The 14,240-nt window shown below is 39.9% G+C and carries 19 protein-coding genes and 3 pseudogenes; 11 read left to right on the top strand and 11 right to left on the bottom strand.

Features of this window, described 5'->3' with window-relative positions; genetic code table 11:
* Positions 1-35 precede the first annotated feature (35 nt).
* From TOL9009_RS48840 to TOL9009_RS48835, 3 genes are all read right to left on the bottom strand, one after another.
* On the bottom strand, positions 36-161 hold the full coding sequence (locus TOL9009_RS48840) for a hypothetical protein (protein ID WP_260675838.1): 126 nt from the start codon (positions 159-161) through the stop codon (positions 36-38).
* 120 nt (positions 162-281) lie between these two features.
* Positions 282-1,487: an AIPR family protein gene (locus tag TOL9009_RS0104315; RefSeq protein ID WP_029631430.1), complete on the bottom strand. Its 1,206-nt coding sequence runs from the start codon at positions 1,485-1,487 to the stop codon at positions 282-284.
* A 127-nt stretch (positions 1,488-1,614) separates the two neighbouring features.
* Entirely contained in the window at positions 1,615-1,737 is a 123-nt protein-coding gene (locus tag TOL9009_RS48835; protein ID WP_260675837.1) for a hypothetical protein, read from the bottom strand.
* Positions 1,738-1,913: 176 nt separating this feature from the next.
* Between TOL9009_RS48835 and TOL9009_RS44305 the strand changes: the two are divergent.
* The 3 genes and pseudogenes from TOL9009_RS44305 (at position 1,914) to msrA (ending at position 3,953) form a co-directional block, all read left to right on the top strand.
* Positions 1,914-2,881, top strand: a pseudogene (locus TOL9009_RS44305) (IS701 family transposase).
* Positions 2,882-3,460: 579 nt separating this feature from the next.
* On the top strand, positions 3,461-3,634 hold the full coding sequence (locus TOL9009_RS49985) for a peptide-methionine (S)-S-oxide reductase (protein ID WP_313770044.1): 174 nt from the start codon (positions 3,461-3,463) through the stop codon (positions 3,632-3,634).
* On the top strand, positions 3,603-3,953 hold the full coding sequence (msrA, locus tag TOL9009_RS38010; protein WP_313770043.1) for a peptide-methionine (S)-S-oxide reductase MsrA: 351 nt from the start codon (positions 3,603-3,605) through the stop codon (positions 3,951-3,953). Before TOL9009_RS49985 ends, msrA begins: the two co-directional genes overlap by 32 nt.
* A 49-nt stretch (positions 3,954-4,002) precedes the next feature.
* On the opposite strand, the gene TOL9009_RS48830 is transcribed toward msrA, so the two are convergent.
* The 3 genes and pseudogenes from TOL9009_RS48830 to TOL9009_RS43010 all read right to left on the bottom strand — a co-directional run.
* On the bottom strand, positions 4,003-4,329 hold the full coding sequence (locus tag TOL9009_RS48830) for a peptide-methionine (S)-S-oxide reductase (RefSeq protein ID WP_260675845.1): 327 nt from the start codon (positions 4,327-4,329) through the stop codon (positions 4,003-4,005).
* A gap of 49 nt (positions 4,330-4,378) precedes the next feature.
* Positions 4,379-4,681 (bottom strand): peptide-methionine (S)-S-oxide reductase, encoded by a 303-nt coding sequence (locus TOL9009_RS48825; RefSeq protein WP_260675836.1) that lies wholly within the window; start codon positions 4,679-4,681, stop codon positions 4,379-4,381.
* Between the two features lie 82 nt (positions 4,682-4,763).
* A pseudogene (locus TOL9009_RS43010) lies at positions 4,764-5,005 on the bottom strand (hypothetical protein); the annotation flags it as partial.
* A gap of 420 nt (positions 5,006-5,425) precedes the next feature.
* Between TOL9009_RS43010 and TOL9009_RS0104290 the strand changes: the two are divergent.
* The 3 genes and pseudogenes from TOL9009_RS0104290 to TOL9009_RS38000 form a co-directional block, all read left to right on the top strand.
* A complete protein-coding gene (locus TOL9009_RS0104290) occupies positions 5,426-6,250 on the top strand; it encodes a hypothetical protein (protein ID WP_029631426.1) in 825 nt (274 codons plus the stop codon).
* A gap of 98 nt (positions 6,251-6,348) precedes the next feature.
* Positions 6,349-6,774 carry a hypothetical protein gene (locus TOL9009_RS0104285; RefSeq protein WP_029631425.1) on the top strand — a complete coding sequence of 142 codons (426 nt, stop codon included), beginning with the start codon at positions 6,349-6,351 and terminating at the stop codon, positions 6,772-6,774.
* A 240-nt stretch (positions 6,775-7,014) separates the two neighbouring features.
* Positions 7,015-7,714, top strand: a pseudogene (locus tag TOL9009_RS38000) (IS701 family transposase); the annotation flags it as partial.
* Here the strand turns inward: TOL9009_RS38000 and TOL9009_RS0104275 are convergent.
* From TOL9009_RS0104275 to TOL9009_RS0104260, 4 genes are all read right to left on the bottom strand, one after another.
* On the bottom strand, positions 7,713-7,919 hold the full coding sequence (locus TOL9009_RS0104275; RefSeq protein ID WP_029631423.1) for an MOSC domain-containing protein: 207 nt from the start codon (positions 7,917-7,919) through the stop codon (positions 7,713-7,715). The pseudogene TOL9009_RS38000 and the gene TOL9009_RS0104275 overlap by 2 nt on opposite strands.
* A 56-nt stretch (positions 7,920-7,975) precedes the next feature.
* On the bottom strand, positions 7,976-8,404 hold the full coding sequence (locus TOL9009_RS44300) for a DNA cytosine methyltransferase (protein WP_242055497.1): 429 nt from the start codon (positions 8,402-8,404) through the stop codon (positions 7,976-7,978).
* Positions 8,405-8,450: 46 nt separating this feature from the next.
* A complete protein-coding gene (locus tag TOL9009_RS0104265; protein WP_029631420.1) occupies positions 8,451-9,662 on the bottom strand; it encodes a hypothetical protein in 1,212 nt (403 codons plus the stop codon).
* A gap of 62 nt (positions 9,663-9,724) precedes the next feature.
* Positions 9,725-10,312, bottom strand: coding sequence for a hypothetical protein (locus TOL9009_RS0104260; RefSeq protein WP_029631418.1), 588 nt, complete (start codon positions 10,310-10,312; stop codon positions 9,725-9,727).
* A gap of 138 nt (positions 10,313-10,450) precedes the next feature.
* On the opposite strand from TOL9009_RS0104260, the gene TOL9009_RS45105 reads away from it, so the two are divergent.
* From TOL9009_RS45105 to TOL9009_RS37990, 3 genes are read left to right on the top strand one after another with little or no spacing between them, the layout of a single operon-like run.
* Positions 10,451-10,627, top strand: coding sequence for a plasmid partition protein ParG (locus tag TOL9009_RS45105; RefSeq protein WP_144238148.1), 177 nt, complete (start codon positions 10,451-10,453; stop codon positions 10,625-10,627).
* A complete protein-coding gene (locus TOL9009_RS37995) occupies positions 10,624-11,874 on the top strand; it encodes a GIY-YIG nuclease family protein (protein WP_144238147.1) in 1,251 nt (416 codons plus the stop codon). The genes TOL9009_RS45105 and TOL9009_RS37995 overlap by 4 nt, the downstream gene beginning before the upstream one ends.
* A gap of 20 nt (positions 11,875-11,894) precedes the next feature.
* Positions 11,895-12,527, top strand: coding sequence for a hypothetical protein (locus tag TOL9009_RS37990; protein WP_242055494.1), 633 nt, complete (start codon positions 11,895-11,897; stop codon positions 12,525-12,527).
* A gap of 24 nt (positions 12,528-12,551) precedes the next feature.
* Here TOL9009_RS37990 and TOL9009_RS0104240 read toward each other — a convergent pair whose 3' ends face one another.
* Entirely contained in the window at positions 12,552-12,734 is a 183-nt protein-coding gene (locus TOL9009_RS0104240; RefSeq protein WP_029631416.1) for a hypothetical protein, read from the bottom strand.
* Between the two features lie 61 nt (positions 12,735-12,795).
* On the opposite strand from TOL9009_RS0104240, the gene TOL9009_RS0104235 reads away from it, so the two are divergent.
* Positions 12,796-14,019 (top strand): RNA-guided endonuclease InsQ/TnpB family protein, encoded by a 1,224-nt coding sequence (locus TOL9009_RS0104235; protein ID WP_029631414.1) that lies wholly within the window; start codon positions 12,796-12,798, stop codon positions 14,017-14,019.
* A gap of 36 nt (positions 14,020-14,055) precedes the next feature.
* Positions 14,056-14,217, top strand: coding sequence for a hypothetical protein (locus TOL9009_RS45100; RefSeq protein WP_186227472.1), 162 nt, complete (start codon positions 14,056-14,058; stop codon positions 14,215-14,217).
* The last annotated feature ends 23 nt before the right edge of the window (positions 14,218-14,240 follow it).

Genomic DNA, 14,240 nt, shown 5'->3' with positions numbered 1-14,240 from the left:
TCGGAGCCAGGCGGGTTATTGCTTAGGCATTGACGTTAGGGTTGAACGGGAGCGCAGCCGACGCTAGAAAGCGGCGTTCGCTGCCATAAATCAGATATCCCAAACCGCGACTGCATATAATCACCAAGCTCATAACCAATTTGCCGATATGCTCGTCGCATTTGGTCGCTTTTAATAGTGACAGAATGCACCCATAGCTCAATTAGCTGCTCCGTCGAATTAATTCTCTAGCGGTTGGGAAAATAATAATCCACATCTGCTGTAATTATTTAGTGGAGATTTTAGCCTTGTGTGAGCGTTAATTCTTCACGCTTGGCGGAATTGACAATTTTCACCAAATGTTGGTTTAAATAACTTTGGGCCGAAATGTACAGACTTTCCCAAATTTCTTGATTGCGACAAATTTTAGTCCCCACTGTATTTCCTGCTGTTTTCTCCGATATCAAGTATTTACGGTAATAGTTAACCCACAGGTGTTGGAGAAAGTTTTCGGCGAATTCGTCAAACATGATAATCCAGTTATAGTCTTGGTCTAGGAATACCCGATAGGATGCAATTATGGGTAGTGCCAGGTCGGTTGGCGCACCAAACCCAAACGAGTACTTGCTGTCGGGGAGAAGGGTATTTTTGCGCGTATCGATTGATGCTAAGTCGTTGACACCTTTTCTTCTGGGGTTGCTGATATGTTCTTGGATGATTTCGTACAGTCTTTGCTCAATCCACAGAGCTTTGGGAAGTAGAGGCAGTAGAAGAGTTAATCTTTCCCTCTCAGTGTCTGTGATTTGGCTTGGGGTATTCGTACCTGTAGGGTGCTTGCTTCGTTTATTGCCGTCGGGGTTGTATCTATTTCTGTCGAGGCAGTTTAGAAGCTTGAATAAGTGGTTAACATTACACTGAGCATTTCTAGGAGCGCCGCTTTGGTTTTGGTAATAGGCTATTCTAAATTTTCTATCTTCTTTCTGTTCTAACTGGGCTAAATACTGCTTGATAAATTTGTAATCTCCCCTGGCGTTGACTTTGGAGCGAGAATCCACTGGCGATGTGGTATTTGAGGCGAGGGCTATATCTTTAGCTTCCTCTTCCTGGAGGCCAATGTGGATGGTAACTTTGACTCTGGCAAGGCTGAGGTCATATTTGTAATTTTTAGCTTGCTCAAAAGCTAAAACTGTGTGACCTCCATTGATAATGCCATCGCTACCCCCCTCGCTAGCTTCTAAGACTTCTAACTCCAGTTCGGTTTTGTTTTTGCTAGGTTTAACTTTATTGGCTGACAGAACGATTCCACTGTGACGAGAGAAGAATTTTACAGGTTCGGTCGTCAGTGAGTCGAAGATTTGTCTGTAGGTTGCACTTTTGCGGTTTGGTTCCCGGATGTTGGGTTCTAGGGGTAGGTTTGTGGGAAACGTGTCCACATGGGCGGTGGCGATAATGCAATTGGGGTTTGCATGGAAATAGTTGTCTACTTTAATAATCCAGTTTTTCGGCATGGGTGGTTTCTGCATCTTAGCGATACATTCTCAATTATTCTTCTCGAGCGTCTCAGTCTCATCTCACAGTCATCCTGGGTGGTGGCTTCGCTGGACTGTTTACAGCTTTACACTTAAGCCAGCAAAATTATTCCCATCCGATTATTTTACAGGACTTACGCAACTGACACAGGCGATCGCTAAAATGTAGTGCTTTTGTACTATATAAGTAACGCAACAGGCACAGGGCGATCGCTAGTTGATAGTACATGAGTATTAATTTAATCCGATTCCGAAAGCTTAGTCAACGCATGAGAAGTCGCTGCAAAAGGAAACAAAGAGTGAAATATTTATGAGAAAATAGGTAGAGGTTGTATTAGATAAATGTTGCTTAAGGTAATGAGATAACTCAAGCTTAATTAGTGCCAATACTTATTAAGTAGTCAAATTAATTATACAATTACCAATTTGGCAGAGCCTCAGCGAGAGTATTAGCCATGATGCAATTAACTATTATTTGAAAACAGAAAAGTTAACACCTCGTTTATTATGGGATAACGTAAAAGAGGTAGTTGAGTCTGATGCCAATGGTTACATAATATTTGATGATAGCGTTTTAGATAAAAGGTATTCTGAAGAAATAGAAATAGTCAGCTATACTATATAGTGGTAATGAGCATGGTGTCCTTAAAGGCATTGGTGTAGTTAGCTGCGTGTATGTCAACCCTACACTTCAAAGATTTTGGGTCATAGATTATCGAATATTTAATCCTGATGTTGATGGCAAAACCAAGATAGACCATGTAAAAGACATGCTCCAAAGCCTTGTGTATCATAAGCTTTTACCGTTTGATACGGTTTTGATGGATACATGGTATGCGGTACACAGTTTAATGCTTTATATCGATAGTTTAGATAAAGTTTATTATTGTCCTTTAAAGACTAATCGTTTGGTTGATGACAGTTTTGGTAAAGAAAAATATAAACGTATTGAATTATTAGAATGGAACCAAGAAGAATTAGAGTGTGGTAAAATAATCAAAATAAAAGCATTTCCCGCTGAGAAAAAAGTGAAACTATTCCGGGTTACTGTTTCTACCAACAGAACGGATTATGTCGCAACTAACGATTTATCTCAAAGTTCCACGGATGTTGTACAAGAAGTGTGTAAAATTCGTTGGAAAATAGAGGAGTTTCACAGGGAGATTAAACAACTAACTGGCATTGAATCTTGTCAGTGTCGTAAAGCCCGTCTTCAAAGAAATCATATTGCTTGTGCAATGTTGGTTTGGGTTAGGTTAAAAAATTTAGCCTATAGAACTGGCCAAACTATTTATCAAATCAAGCATAATTTGCTGTCTAATTATTTAATTCAGCAACTAAAACGCCCAAGTATTCCTATGTGCTTGGTTTGATTTAAATTGTTGCGTGTCAGGGCTGTGCCCTGCCCACTATTTGTGCCAGTTGCGTAAGTCCTGTTTTAATTGAACAGCGCGATCGCTTCAGTTTCAAGCCGTTATTGTACGAACTACTAAGCGGCGAAAACACTTGCGCCACTTGTGCTGAACGGATTATTCCCGGCTCATTGAACGGATGGCTTAACGTGTATAAAAACAACAAGAATAGTAGATGATAATCATGCCTTTAGTTAGCAAAAGCTAGTACCGCTATGCGTAATTCGTAATTCGTAATACTTCTCTACGAGACGCTACGCTCAGTACAAGTTCGTAATTCGGATACTGCAAGCCTTTCATTGATTTGGAATGGGTGTTTTATTTACGCCGTGCTGTAGTAGTATATTAATTTTAAATTAAACTATTTTTTCCAATTAATTATTAGATAATATTCAGTTTTATATCATACTCGTATCAGGATAATCTGTAATTCTAATAATTAAAATAAATCAGGCAGTATTTAGAAAATATTTCCTTCTCAAGTATCTGTCTGATTTGATGAGTTTCATTTAAAATTATCACAAAATAGTTGTCAAAGATATGCAAAACGCTAATCTACAAAAAGTGACATTTGGAGCAGGCTGTTTCTGGGGAGTTGAAGCAGCATTTCGTCAAGTAAAAGGAGTAACTTCTACAGCAGTTGGTTACAGTGGCGGACACCTTGATAATCCAACCTACGAAGATGTCTGTAGAGGCAATAACTGGACATGCTGAAGCAGTGGAAGTGGAATACAATCCAGCAATAGTATCTTATAATGAACTGCTAAATGTGTTTTGGAATAAGCACAATCCCACAGCATCAAACCACGAGGAACCAGATGTTGGTTATCAATATCGGTCAGTGATATTTTTCCACACTCCAGAGCAGGAATTATTAGCAAGAGCCTCCAAGGAGCAGCTTGAAAATAGTTCTCGCTATCACAAAAATCCAATTGTGACGGAGATTGTACCTGCATCACAATTCTATAGAGCAGAAGAGTATCATCAGCAATATCTGGAGAAGCATGGACGAGCATCTTACAGGATAGGCTAATCTTTCACCGGATTGAGGGGATATTAAAAGTCGAATGCTGCAAATCCCCTTACTTGCTATACATATCAGGGAACTTTGTTTGAAGTTTAGCCAGCTTCGGCAAGTCATTCATTACAACATAGCGATCGCTCGGATGATGCACTATATAATTCTGATGGTATGCCGCAGCCTGATAAAAACTTTTCAAAGGATCTAATTCCGTCACAATCGGCTTGTCGAAGATTTGCGATTTGTTGAGTTGAGCGATATATTCTTGTGCAGCTTGTTTCTGCTCATCGTTAGCAAAAAAGATCGCCGAACGATATTGCTTACCTGAGTCTGGGCCTTGTCGATTTAACTCTGTTGGGTTATGCGCTACCAAAAAGTAGACCTTCAGAAGCTGGTTATATGATATTTTTGATGGATCGTAAGTGATTTTTACGGATTCAGCAAACCCTAGTTAATCCAGCACTGACAAGTGTGTAGTCTGCGGTTCTTGCATCGCCTCCAGAAAAGCCAGAAACGACCTCAGAAACACCTAATAGATGCTCAAAAACTGCTTCCATTCCCCAGTAGCACCCACCAGCGAAAACCGCTACTTGCTTTCCCTGCGGTGCAGCATTCGAGATATCAGTGGCGGGAGCAGAAAGCATCACACGAGACGTACCGTATAGGAGTAAAAAAGTCAGCGAAATGATGGACAAGTTGCGTAATAACTGACGGGAGAGAGTAAAGTTATGAATTGACATGAGGTTGTGAACTCCTTTATTTAATAGAAGAAGAACCGAGTTTATTCAGCTATAGAGCGATGTCTACGACGGGCTACGCCTACGCAAAACAAAGCGGTTGATGGTTATCAGAAATACCAAAAATCCCATCCTCACCCCAACGGTAGGCACGAGAACGAGCCTGATCGTGGGTGAAATAGTCCCAAGCTGTACCGTTTGGGCTATAGTCTTCACGTACCCCGTTCCCCACTGGCGATCGCTTAAATAAGTCCCCCATCTACGCCAATGGACTATGTGATTTTGGGCTTCTGCTAATCTGATTTCTTCTTGGGTTGGAGTTGTCATCATCTCACCCCGTGCATATCTGCACTTTATTTTAATTAATTTGCTATATTGAGTATCACGTTTTTATCAAAGATGGGGCTGATATTTTGATTAAAATTTGCTAGGTGAATTGATAAATAAAAATCTAGGATAAACTCAGGAAAAATTTATATTAATTTTTATTATCAAAATAAATCAGATTTACTGTCCAAATTCAATACACATAAGTCAACACTCTTTCTGGCGATCGATATTTGGATTATCAGTTATGAATCCTATAATGTGCTGAGAGTGGTATTAAGAGTTGATGAAAGATCAATTTTTGAATTTGTTTCAACTAGAATCTTAATTGCTAATCAAGCTTAAATTATAAGTAGCCCAATCAAATCGTTTTTCAGTTGCTATATTAGACTATAAATCTAACACAGATCGAAGTATAATATGTCGGAAAAAAATACGGAAACAAAAAGTGGAGAAGAGCCAAAAAGAGGTATTCCTTTATATGCTGATCGGAGTGAACCAGAAATTAATGACCCAGCTTTATCACAAGCCACTACAGTTTGGCGTGGCTCAAATGACATATCTTTTAAATTACTCCGATGCCTCGAAGCGATGCGGGATCTTTCAAAAAGCATGGAAGGTCTAGCTAAACTTAATGATCCTACTTCCGAGAAGCGACTAGTAAAGCAACTTGCATCCCCGCTTTTTGCTTTGGGATCTGGCATTCTGGATATGTTTAACGAATTAGAAAGTAATGCCAAAGACTACACACTGATAGGATCTAGTCAACACAAAGAGATCATCAGTAGGAAAAAAAAATTTATAGTAGAAGTGCCTACAGATAATAAAAGTAATTTGCGTATTGTAAGAGATAAGATTGATTCACATATAGATAAAATCGCTGTAATTAGACCAGAAGACTACTGGATTTACGTAGATATATTATCTTTCTTAAAGTGTATGAAAAGTTGCCTAGAGCAAATCTTGTACCTTCTGTCGTTGGATGTTTACGGTTGGACAAGGGACAGTGGGCATCCTGATGTATGGAGCTTAATGAGTGTTGATGGCACAGTAGTTGATTTTTATATGCAAAATGGTGAACCAGTAGCCATCATAAATGTAACTCTTGTAAAATCACCCAAACATGGTGTACTGAGTGAGATTAAAGCCTTTGTACCTTTATACAACGAAGTGGCGAGTAAATGTCAAGGTATAGAGTTAATAAAAATTTCAGAATCAGATAAAACAGAATCATCGCAAATATGATACATAAACATTCCAAAAGCACAGTTTAACAAATAATAGGGTGTGTTATGCTGCACGCTAACGCACCATACCACTAAATAAATAATTAAAACTTCATTATGCGCTTCGGTCAACATCACCAATTTCTAGAAAAAGACGATGTTCGATTGGCCTTAATCAACAGGGCAATCGCTCAATTTAAATTCTCTGCTGAACAGCTGAAAGAGCCATATCTACACAAAATTGACGAACACACAGCATTGTTTCTGAAAGGTTTTGGAAATGAGATCAATCTACTCTCCGCCTTTAGAGATATTTATTTTAACAGTCGAGAATTGCTTGACCTACTGCTGGGTCGAATAAGTCAGCAAACAGCTTCATCAGGGAATCAAATCCCGAAAGACTTTCTGCCGTTTGCCAAACGTCTAATGTGTGGGGACATCGATCATCTTAATCTGGAAATTATTTCCTTCTTAAAAACAAATATTAATTATATATTTCTTATATCTTGCACCTATAAGGATAAACCCAGAAGATGCACATAAAGAACACAAAAGGGAGACATCAGAACAACAGAGAAAATCAAGTAGTTTGGTGTGATTAATACAACTACTAAAGCTGTGATGTTTCTGAGAAGATAAAAAATGCCCGCTTGGGGATGCGACACGTTTTGCGTGATCATAAACTCAGGCGATCGTAAATATTCATGATTTGACCAAGGTTTACGCTGGTAGCCAAAATATGAGAAAAAGGGCGTTGAAATATATTTGAATTAAGCAAGAAAAATGGTTTCAATTCTTGCCCACGCCCAAAACTTAGTCTACACCTTGCTGTCATTGATGCCTTCTACTTACCAGCAGGAAAATCTGGAAGCGATGTTAGGACTGTTCTTGCAGGCACAGGGGTATCCGCTACCTGAACATAGTAAAAGTAAGTCAGCCAGCGCCTTGAGTCGATTTCTCAACATCTACAATTGGTCAACATTCATGTGTAATTTGTGCTACTCGTAAGCGTGTTATTAAGGAGATATTGTCTGACTGTCCTAAGGGACGTAAACCATTTCTACAAGTGATTATTGACCTGACAACTCTCGAGAAAGCTGGAAAATTTAAGGGGTTAGAGAATTTAATCCGCGTATACAACGGAAAACGCGGTTTGCATTTGGTTGTGATGTATTTAGTTGTTGGTAGGTGGCGAGTACCTTGGAGTTTCCGTATATGGAGAGGAAAAGGGACTCCTTCCCCCGCGCAATTGGCACTCAAAATGGTCAATAGTCTGCCTAAAAAATTAACCAGGAACTTCCAGGTGATGGTTCTGGTAGATACAGCCTTCGGTAGTGTGCAATTTCTAGATGGTGTCCGAAAGCGGAAATACAATGTAATTGCTGGTATCGCTTGTACCCGTAAGTTGGTTGATGGTCGCTGTGTTGCTCAACTACATAAGCGAGGGCAACAGCTTCGCCTTCAGGGTTTGAAGTTTCCTGTCAGCGATCGCCTATATTAACCTCATCTTCTAACAGTCCAACTGTAGTAAGGTTTTCACCAAACATTCCCCAGGGCAAATCCATATCAGGTAACTTGCGTCGCCAATAGTCGTAATGCTCGAATGGATAAGCATAAACTGCTTTGTCTTTGCCTCCGTGGACGCTCAAATCAGCTTGTCTATCCCCATCTAAGTTGAGCGATCGCATCATCACTTGTCCCTCAACTGGTTCTTTAAAAATCCCAGTTGTATCCGTAGATACTGTTACACTTCTACTTCCAGATGTGGAGGGGGTCGCTCTTTGCTGATTTTGCTTAACCCACTTAAAGACAGTATTTCATTGACAAAAACGAATAGATTCTTAAAATTGCAAGTAATTGGTAAAAATAGGCAGTTTTGCCAATTTTGGCACTTAATTTGATAAGTGGTATTGCATTCTAGATGTTCTCTAACCTGCATTCCCACAGCATATGCAAGCAATGGGGGTACCGAATTTCCGATTTCTCTCCGAATGTCTTTGCATAAGACTGTGGCGTGGGGGAAATTATGTTGGTATGTTGCTAGGGCAATGGGATTATTATCAATGGCGATTGCAATTTCAAATCCTGCTGCTTTAAATCCCAAGTCAAACCCACCCACCCCGGAGAATAGACTCACAGCTATCTTTTTGGCTGGTGCTGTTGAGTTCATCATCAGATTTGCCACGATTAAATCAATGTTAAGTTTTTACACATGGCTGTTAATTACAATCGTAATTCTGCCTTGCTCTCAAATCTTCTAACAATTTATCCAAGCTATGGACACTAACGGTTTTTTCAATCAGTGGGCAATCTGTAGTAAAGATTTTATAGATTTCCCCCGACTCCATTTCATAAAAATTAACAATTAATCCTTCGCGTCTGGCATGACTCAGCTTTTTAATTGGCTCTGGAAGCATTTCACATACAGATTTACGCTCCGAGTTTGAGAGCAATTGCCACGCTTCTTCTTTAACTAGTTGATATTGATACAAACCACTACGCACATCAGCATAATTTGATGCTTGACGCAGTATGCCTGCAAGGATTTCTGCATCTTTAGTTGGTGTTGGATTTGTAACTAAGATTTCGGAAGGCGTATCTCCCAATACTTCAAACTCATCCTCTTCGCAGTCAATATCCGACTCTTGGGGTTCTTCTAAATATTCAGAACCAGTATATTCCTCTGTATCCCTCTGCCATAGGGTTTCAAACTCTTGCTGTTTGGATTCCCAGCTTATTGCGTCGTTGACTCCATCTTCCGAATCGCTTGTCAAATCTTCTTCTACAGGGATTGGTTCAACAAAATCATCAATTTCAGCTTTCCCTATCTCAGCTTGATGCTTTTCATATAAGTCAGCGATCGCCATTCTGACAATTCGCTGTGGTGACAGTCCCAATTCCTCTATTAACTTCTCGGTAAACACTCCTGTTTGGTGGTCATCCTCAAAGATTTTGCCGAAGGTGTAATATCTATTTCCATCTGGTGTAGATCGCCAGTTGCCATCTTTTTTTTCTTGATTCATGGCCTTGAGAAACAATCTTCTTTCTTCAATCAGTTTTAACACTAATCCACAAGTCAATCCACCAATAGGAATATCTTTTAATTCATCAATTAGGATTTTGTAGTTCACAGAACATAACCGAAGTAGTACCGATATTGGTAAAACTGCTAAGTGTTCCGGGCAACTGATAAATGCTTGAAAATTCTCGGCAATTCGGAGCGATCGCCTTTCCTCAGTACTGCCCTTATCCCAACCGTACTCTTCTAACAGTGCGCGATATTCTTTTTTGGTGTAAGTCTGCTTGTACTCATAGAGTAGGAAAGCCGTATGGAGGTACTCTAGGCTACTTTGCTCTATGTGGGTGGTAGGATTGGAGTCTACCTGATGCTGCTCGACGTATAATTTATTTGCAAAAGTTGTTGTAGTCATGATATTGTATGCGCGGTCTTAATCTCTAAGACCAAGTTTCCTAATTCGACTAGTTAAATAAGTCAGGCCGCTTTTTCCCAATTTTTTGATGATGATTTAGAAATAGCAGCCAAGGCATAGCCCAAGGTGTGCTTGTGAATTTGGGGCATTTTGTGAAACGACATATCCTGACCCCAATCTTGGACTGACTTGGTGCCAATATGTAATACTTGCGTAAGAGTTTTGACACAAGTTGCGCGAAAATTGGCGTGAGAAACAGTTTGTAATACTTGTTGTTCGCTTAACCCTTCGAGGAGTATTCTTTCTAGAAACGTTTGAGCATCTACTTCTGGTGCGTTGTATTCTCCTCTCAAGATGCTATGAAGCTGTTTTGGCACGATTTCGGCGGCATGAATGTAAGCAAGTGAAACTTTGGAGTAGTTGGGTATCCCATCAAAATTGAGATCACTTCCCCACTTGCGAACTGTTGGTCTTTGTACACCTAAGACTGCACATAGTACAGTGATACATTTTTTGCGGTATTGTGAGTCGGTTTCTTCTTCGAGCAGTTCTCTGGGGGTGAGTTCAGCGATATCAAAACAGTGGCGTAGAAATTGTCTGGGTTCTAAGCCTTCTTTGGGTAAGTTTTTGAGGATTTCGCAGTTTTTCATCTTCGCTTATTTGTGGAAGCTTTTACTGATAATGCTATGATAGTGCATATAGGTCATATATATCAATAAGGTCGTGTGGGGTATTCTCAAACTGACTTGTCTGACGCAAAATAGGCGTGTGGTATACATGGCCTATCTATGGCAGATGATAAAAAAACCGAAGACCCCACCGTAAGTTTTCGAGTTTTTCTTCCTGAATCTTTGCGGACAGAATTCAAGGTCTGGTGCGCCAAAGAAGGGACAAATATGAGTGAAAAATCTAGGGAGCTTATTGATCAATGGGTCAAAAGTAAAACAAGTAAAAATAGTGAATGAACGTAACAGACATTGACCCTCTAACCTTGCCATCGCTCTCACTCTCACAGCGTAAGCAGTTACCATCAGTTTGTGCAGTGTATTTTGTGCTACATAAAGACGAGATTATTTACATTGGTAAGTCAAACGCACTAATGCAGCGCTGGTCAGTTCACCACAGGTTAAAAGAGTTGAATAGTTTACCAGGTGAAGTCCGTATTGCTTGGTTGATTTGTGACAGCCAGCAATTTCTGGATCAGCTAGAAAAGCTTATGATTGCTCATTTTAAACCTTGGATGAATGGGTCAAAGGTGAAGCAAGCTACGAAGGATGGTCATCCCGTAAATACGGACAAAGACCGCGTGACATTCCATAATCGTGTTGAGATGCGAGGTCAAATTGAGAAGCTAATACCTGATATGGGTAAAAGCTTGTCAATGGTAGTTAGGAACTTGGTGAATTTGAGTTTAGAGCTTGTTGGTTTATCTCAAAAGGGACTTACTGCTCCTCGGTCAGGTAATTTAGAGGAGTGGCTTGCAAGTTATACGTCTTTGGGAACTGAGCTGCTTATTGCCTGTGAAACTCTAAATTTGTCAGATCCAAAACCAGGACAAATAGCTATTTGGCTTTTAGACAAAATGGCTTTTGGGTCAAATGACCCTCAAATTATTAATGATGAAGAAGATACTGGTACAAAGCTTTTAGAAAGAATTCGTTTAGGAAAGAAACTGCAAACTTTTAGCTTTGAACAAGGGATAGAATTACCTCAAAATGAGGAATTTGCTACTTGGTTGGGGGATTTATATGCTAATGCTGCTATTGGACAAGAGTTTGTAGCTGCTTGTCGGGCGCTGGATTTGCAGTTACCAGAGACAGGAAAACTACAGGAATGGTTGCAGGATTTGGTGGAGCGATCGCGCAGCCTCTCCACGGTAGAATCGCAATTATCAAACGAGTTATTGCAAGAATGCGATCGACTGGGGATAGATCCGCCAAAAAGGAGTGAGGTTGTAGCGTGGCTACAAAATACCCGCCCTGCGGTATTTGAGGAGCCAATGCACGAACATAGGTTACCTTTTACGGATGATGGTTTGCCTTTAGGGGGGTCGCAACCCTTTTTGGAGCATTTATTGACACTAAATGCACCACCAACTGAAGATGAGGAATATGACATTGCTCATAGGTTTGGTGTAGACCCAGCGCATCTGAAGGAACTCATATCCCGCATGAAGTTTGACAAGAACGGACAGATAAATAATTGTCATTAATAAGCTTGGGGCATAAATGCATGGATGCCATTGAAGATTCTTCTGCGTTATGGGCTTTACTATGCAAGCCTGGATGGGAAATTAAACCCAACCCAGTAAAGCATCTACTCAAAATTAAAGCTCCTGACTACCAGGAAGCATTAATGCTTTATACCAACTATCGGAAATTTCTAGCAATGTGGGCTGCATCCCTCGATTGTACCTGTGCTTTAATTGGAATTCAGGGAATGCGTGGGTCTGCATTCAAAATTATTGCAGCAACACCAGCATCGCAGCAGAAGTTATATGAAGACTTGATTTTTGCAAGCCTACGAAAGTCGGTTAGTTGTGATTCAGAAAGACTAGTTAATCGGGAATTTGAGAATGATATCAGCAAGTATTCAGGGTTTTACATTGCCGAAACTTGTTTGCACCCTGAGCTTAAACCAATTGTTGATGAAATATTCTCAAACCCAGACAAGAAACTTGCTTTAACGCGAATGTCTGACAATTTGCAATTGATCGTGTCCGCATCAGCAGCACGGGCGATGAGTTCTGACTCACAAGATGTGGTGCGTCGTCGAACGACTGATTTTTGGCACGCTAGAGACTACGAATGTTTTTTGCGGATGTTCAAGCAAGATGGGGGAGCGGGGTTTGAAACTGTTCGGTAATTTCTCCCCATATCTAGACAAAGCTTATTGTTTGTCCATATCCTCAATCAACTTATCGACAAACTCTCTAAGCCGTTCTTTCCAGTCAGGGACGGTTTTTAGTTTTTCTCTTACACCCAAACGAACGTTAAAGCATACTGGCGACCTATCCATCGGTTCTGCATTTAAAGGTCTTGCACCAAGTTTGTTTCTTTTTTCAAAAGTCATTGCAGATTGATTGAAGTGTTGCTATAGTAACATTTATAGCATATGCCTTAGGTCGTAAGCAATGCAATTAGTAGAAAGACACATAGTAAGTCGTCAACATAGGTTTTGGAAAGAATGCGACTATTTGGCATTGCAATCCAAGCATCTATACAACACTGCTAACTATGTGCAGCGTCAATACTATTTTGAAACCAAGAAATATTACAACTCAATTGATATCTATCATCAAACCAAAAATCTAGTAGCTTATCGATATCTCCCCACTAAAGTTAGTAAACAGATTGTGCGTAGAGTAACGGATGCTTGGAAAGGTTGGACGGCAGCACTTAAAGATTGGTTTAAACATCCCGATAAATATCTAGGCAAGCCAAAAATGCCTGGATATAAACATAAAGAACGCGGAAGAAATGTTGTAATATATCCGATTGATGCAATATCAAAACCTGCTTTACTGAAAGGTATTGTTAAGCTGTCTCAGACTAGTATCGAATTTCCTACTCGTGCTGCAAGCGTTGACCAAGTACGAATAGTACCGAAGCTTGACCACTACGTTCTTGAAGTAGTTTACACAGTTGAGGATGCACCTAAAAGTACTGGACAATATGTTGCAGGTGCTGACTTAGGTTTAAACAATTTAATGGCTATAACATCAAACCAGCCCGGTGTAAGACCGCTGCTGATAAATGGTAGACCATTAAAAAGTATTAACCAATTTTTTAATAAACGAGTAGCTGCATCGCAATCAATTGATGCCTACCGCCAAATCAAAAAACTGAACGGAAAACGTGATAGAAGGATAGACAATTATCTTCACACTGTTAGTCGTCGTGTAATTGATTGGTGTCAGATAAACGATATCGGGCATCTAATAATTGGTAATAATTATCTGTGGAAACAAGATATAAACATCGGCAAAAAGAATAACCAAGAGTTTACTAATATTCCACACGCAAAATTAATTAACTTATTAACCTACAAAGCGCAACTAATCGGTATTGAAGTAATTGTAACTGAAGAAAGTTACACTTCCAAAGCTAGTGCGTTAGATGGTGATGAGCTACCAAAATACGGTGATAAACCAGAAACAAAACCAGTGTTTAGCGGTAGGCGAATTAAACGCGGTTTATATAAAACGGACACTGGCAAGACAATCAATGCTGATACCAATGGAAGCTTAAATATTGCTAGAAAAGTAATCCCAAACTTTATGGATGGGATAGTGGGATTGCCGTTTATCCCTGTAGTTTTAGGACTTTGGACTAAGATTACAAACGTAGTTGTCTAGATATGGCTATTTTTGGGTAGTTTTGTCTAGATTTTTATGAGCGGTTTGAAATTACTTACCAAGCAACAACCAATCTCCCAAAAATTAATCCTTTGGCACCGTGGGCGCGGTTTACTACAAGCTATCGGTTTTTTGAAATTGATGTTGGCGATCGCACCGAAGTGTACCGTTTGGGCGAAGGTAAAGATATTACCCTAATCAGTCGTCCCAAGGTTATTTCA

This window comes from [Scytonema hofmanni] UTEX 2349 (assembly GCF_000582685.1).
Lineage (GTDB): Bacteria > Cyanobacteriota > Cyanobacteriia > Cyanobacteriales > Nostocaceae > Hassallia > Hassallia hofmanni.
The sequence above is the reverse complement of the archived record's forward strand: the minus strand, read 5'-3'. Positions and strand labels throughout refer to the sequence as shown.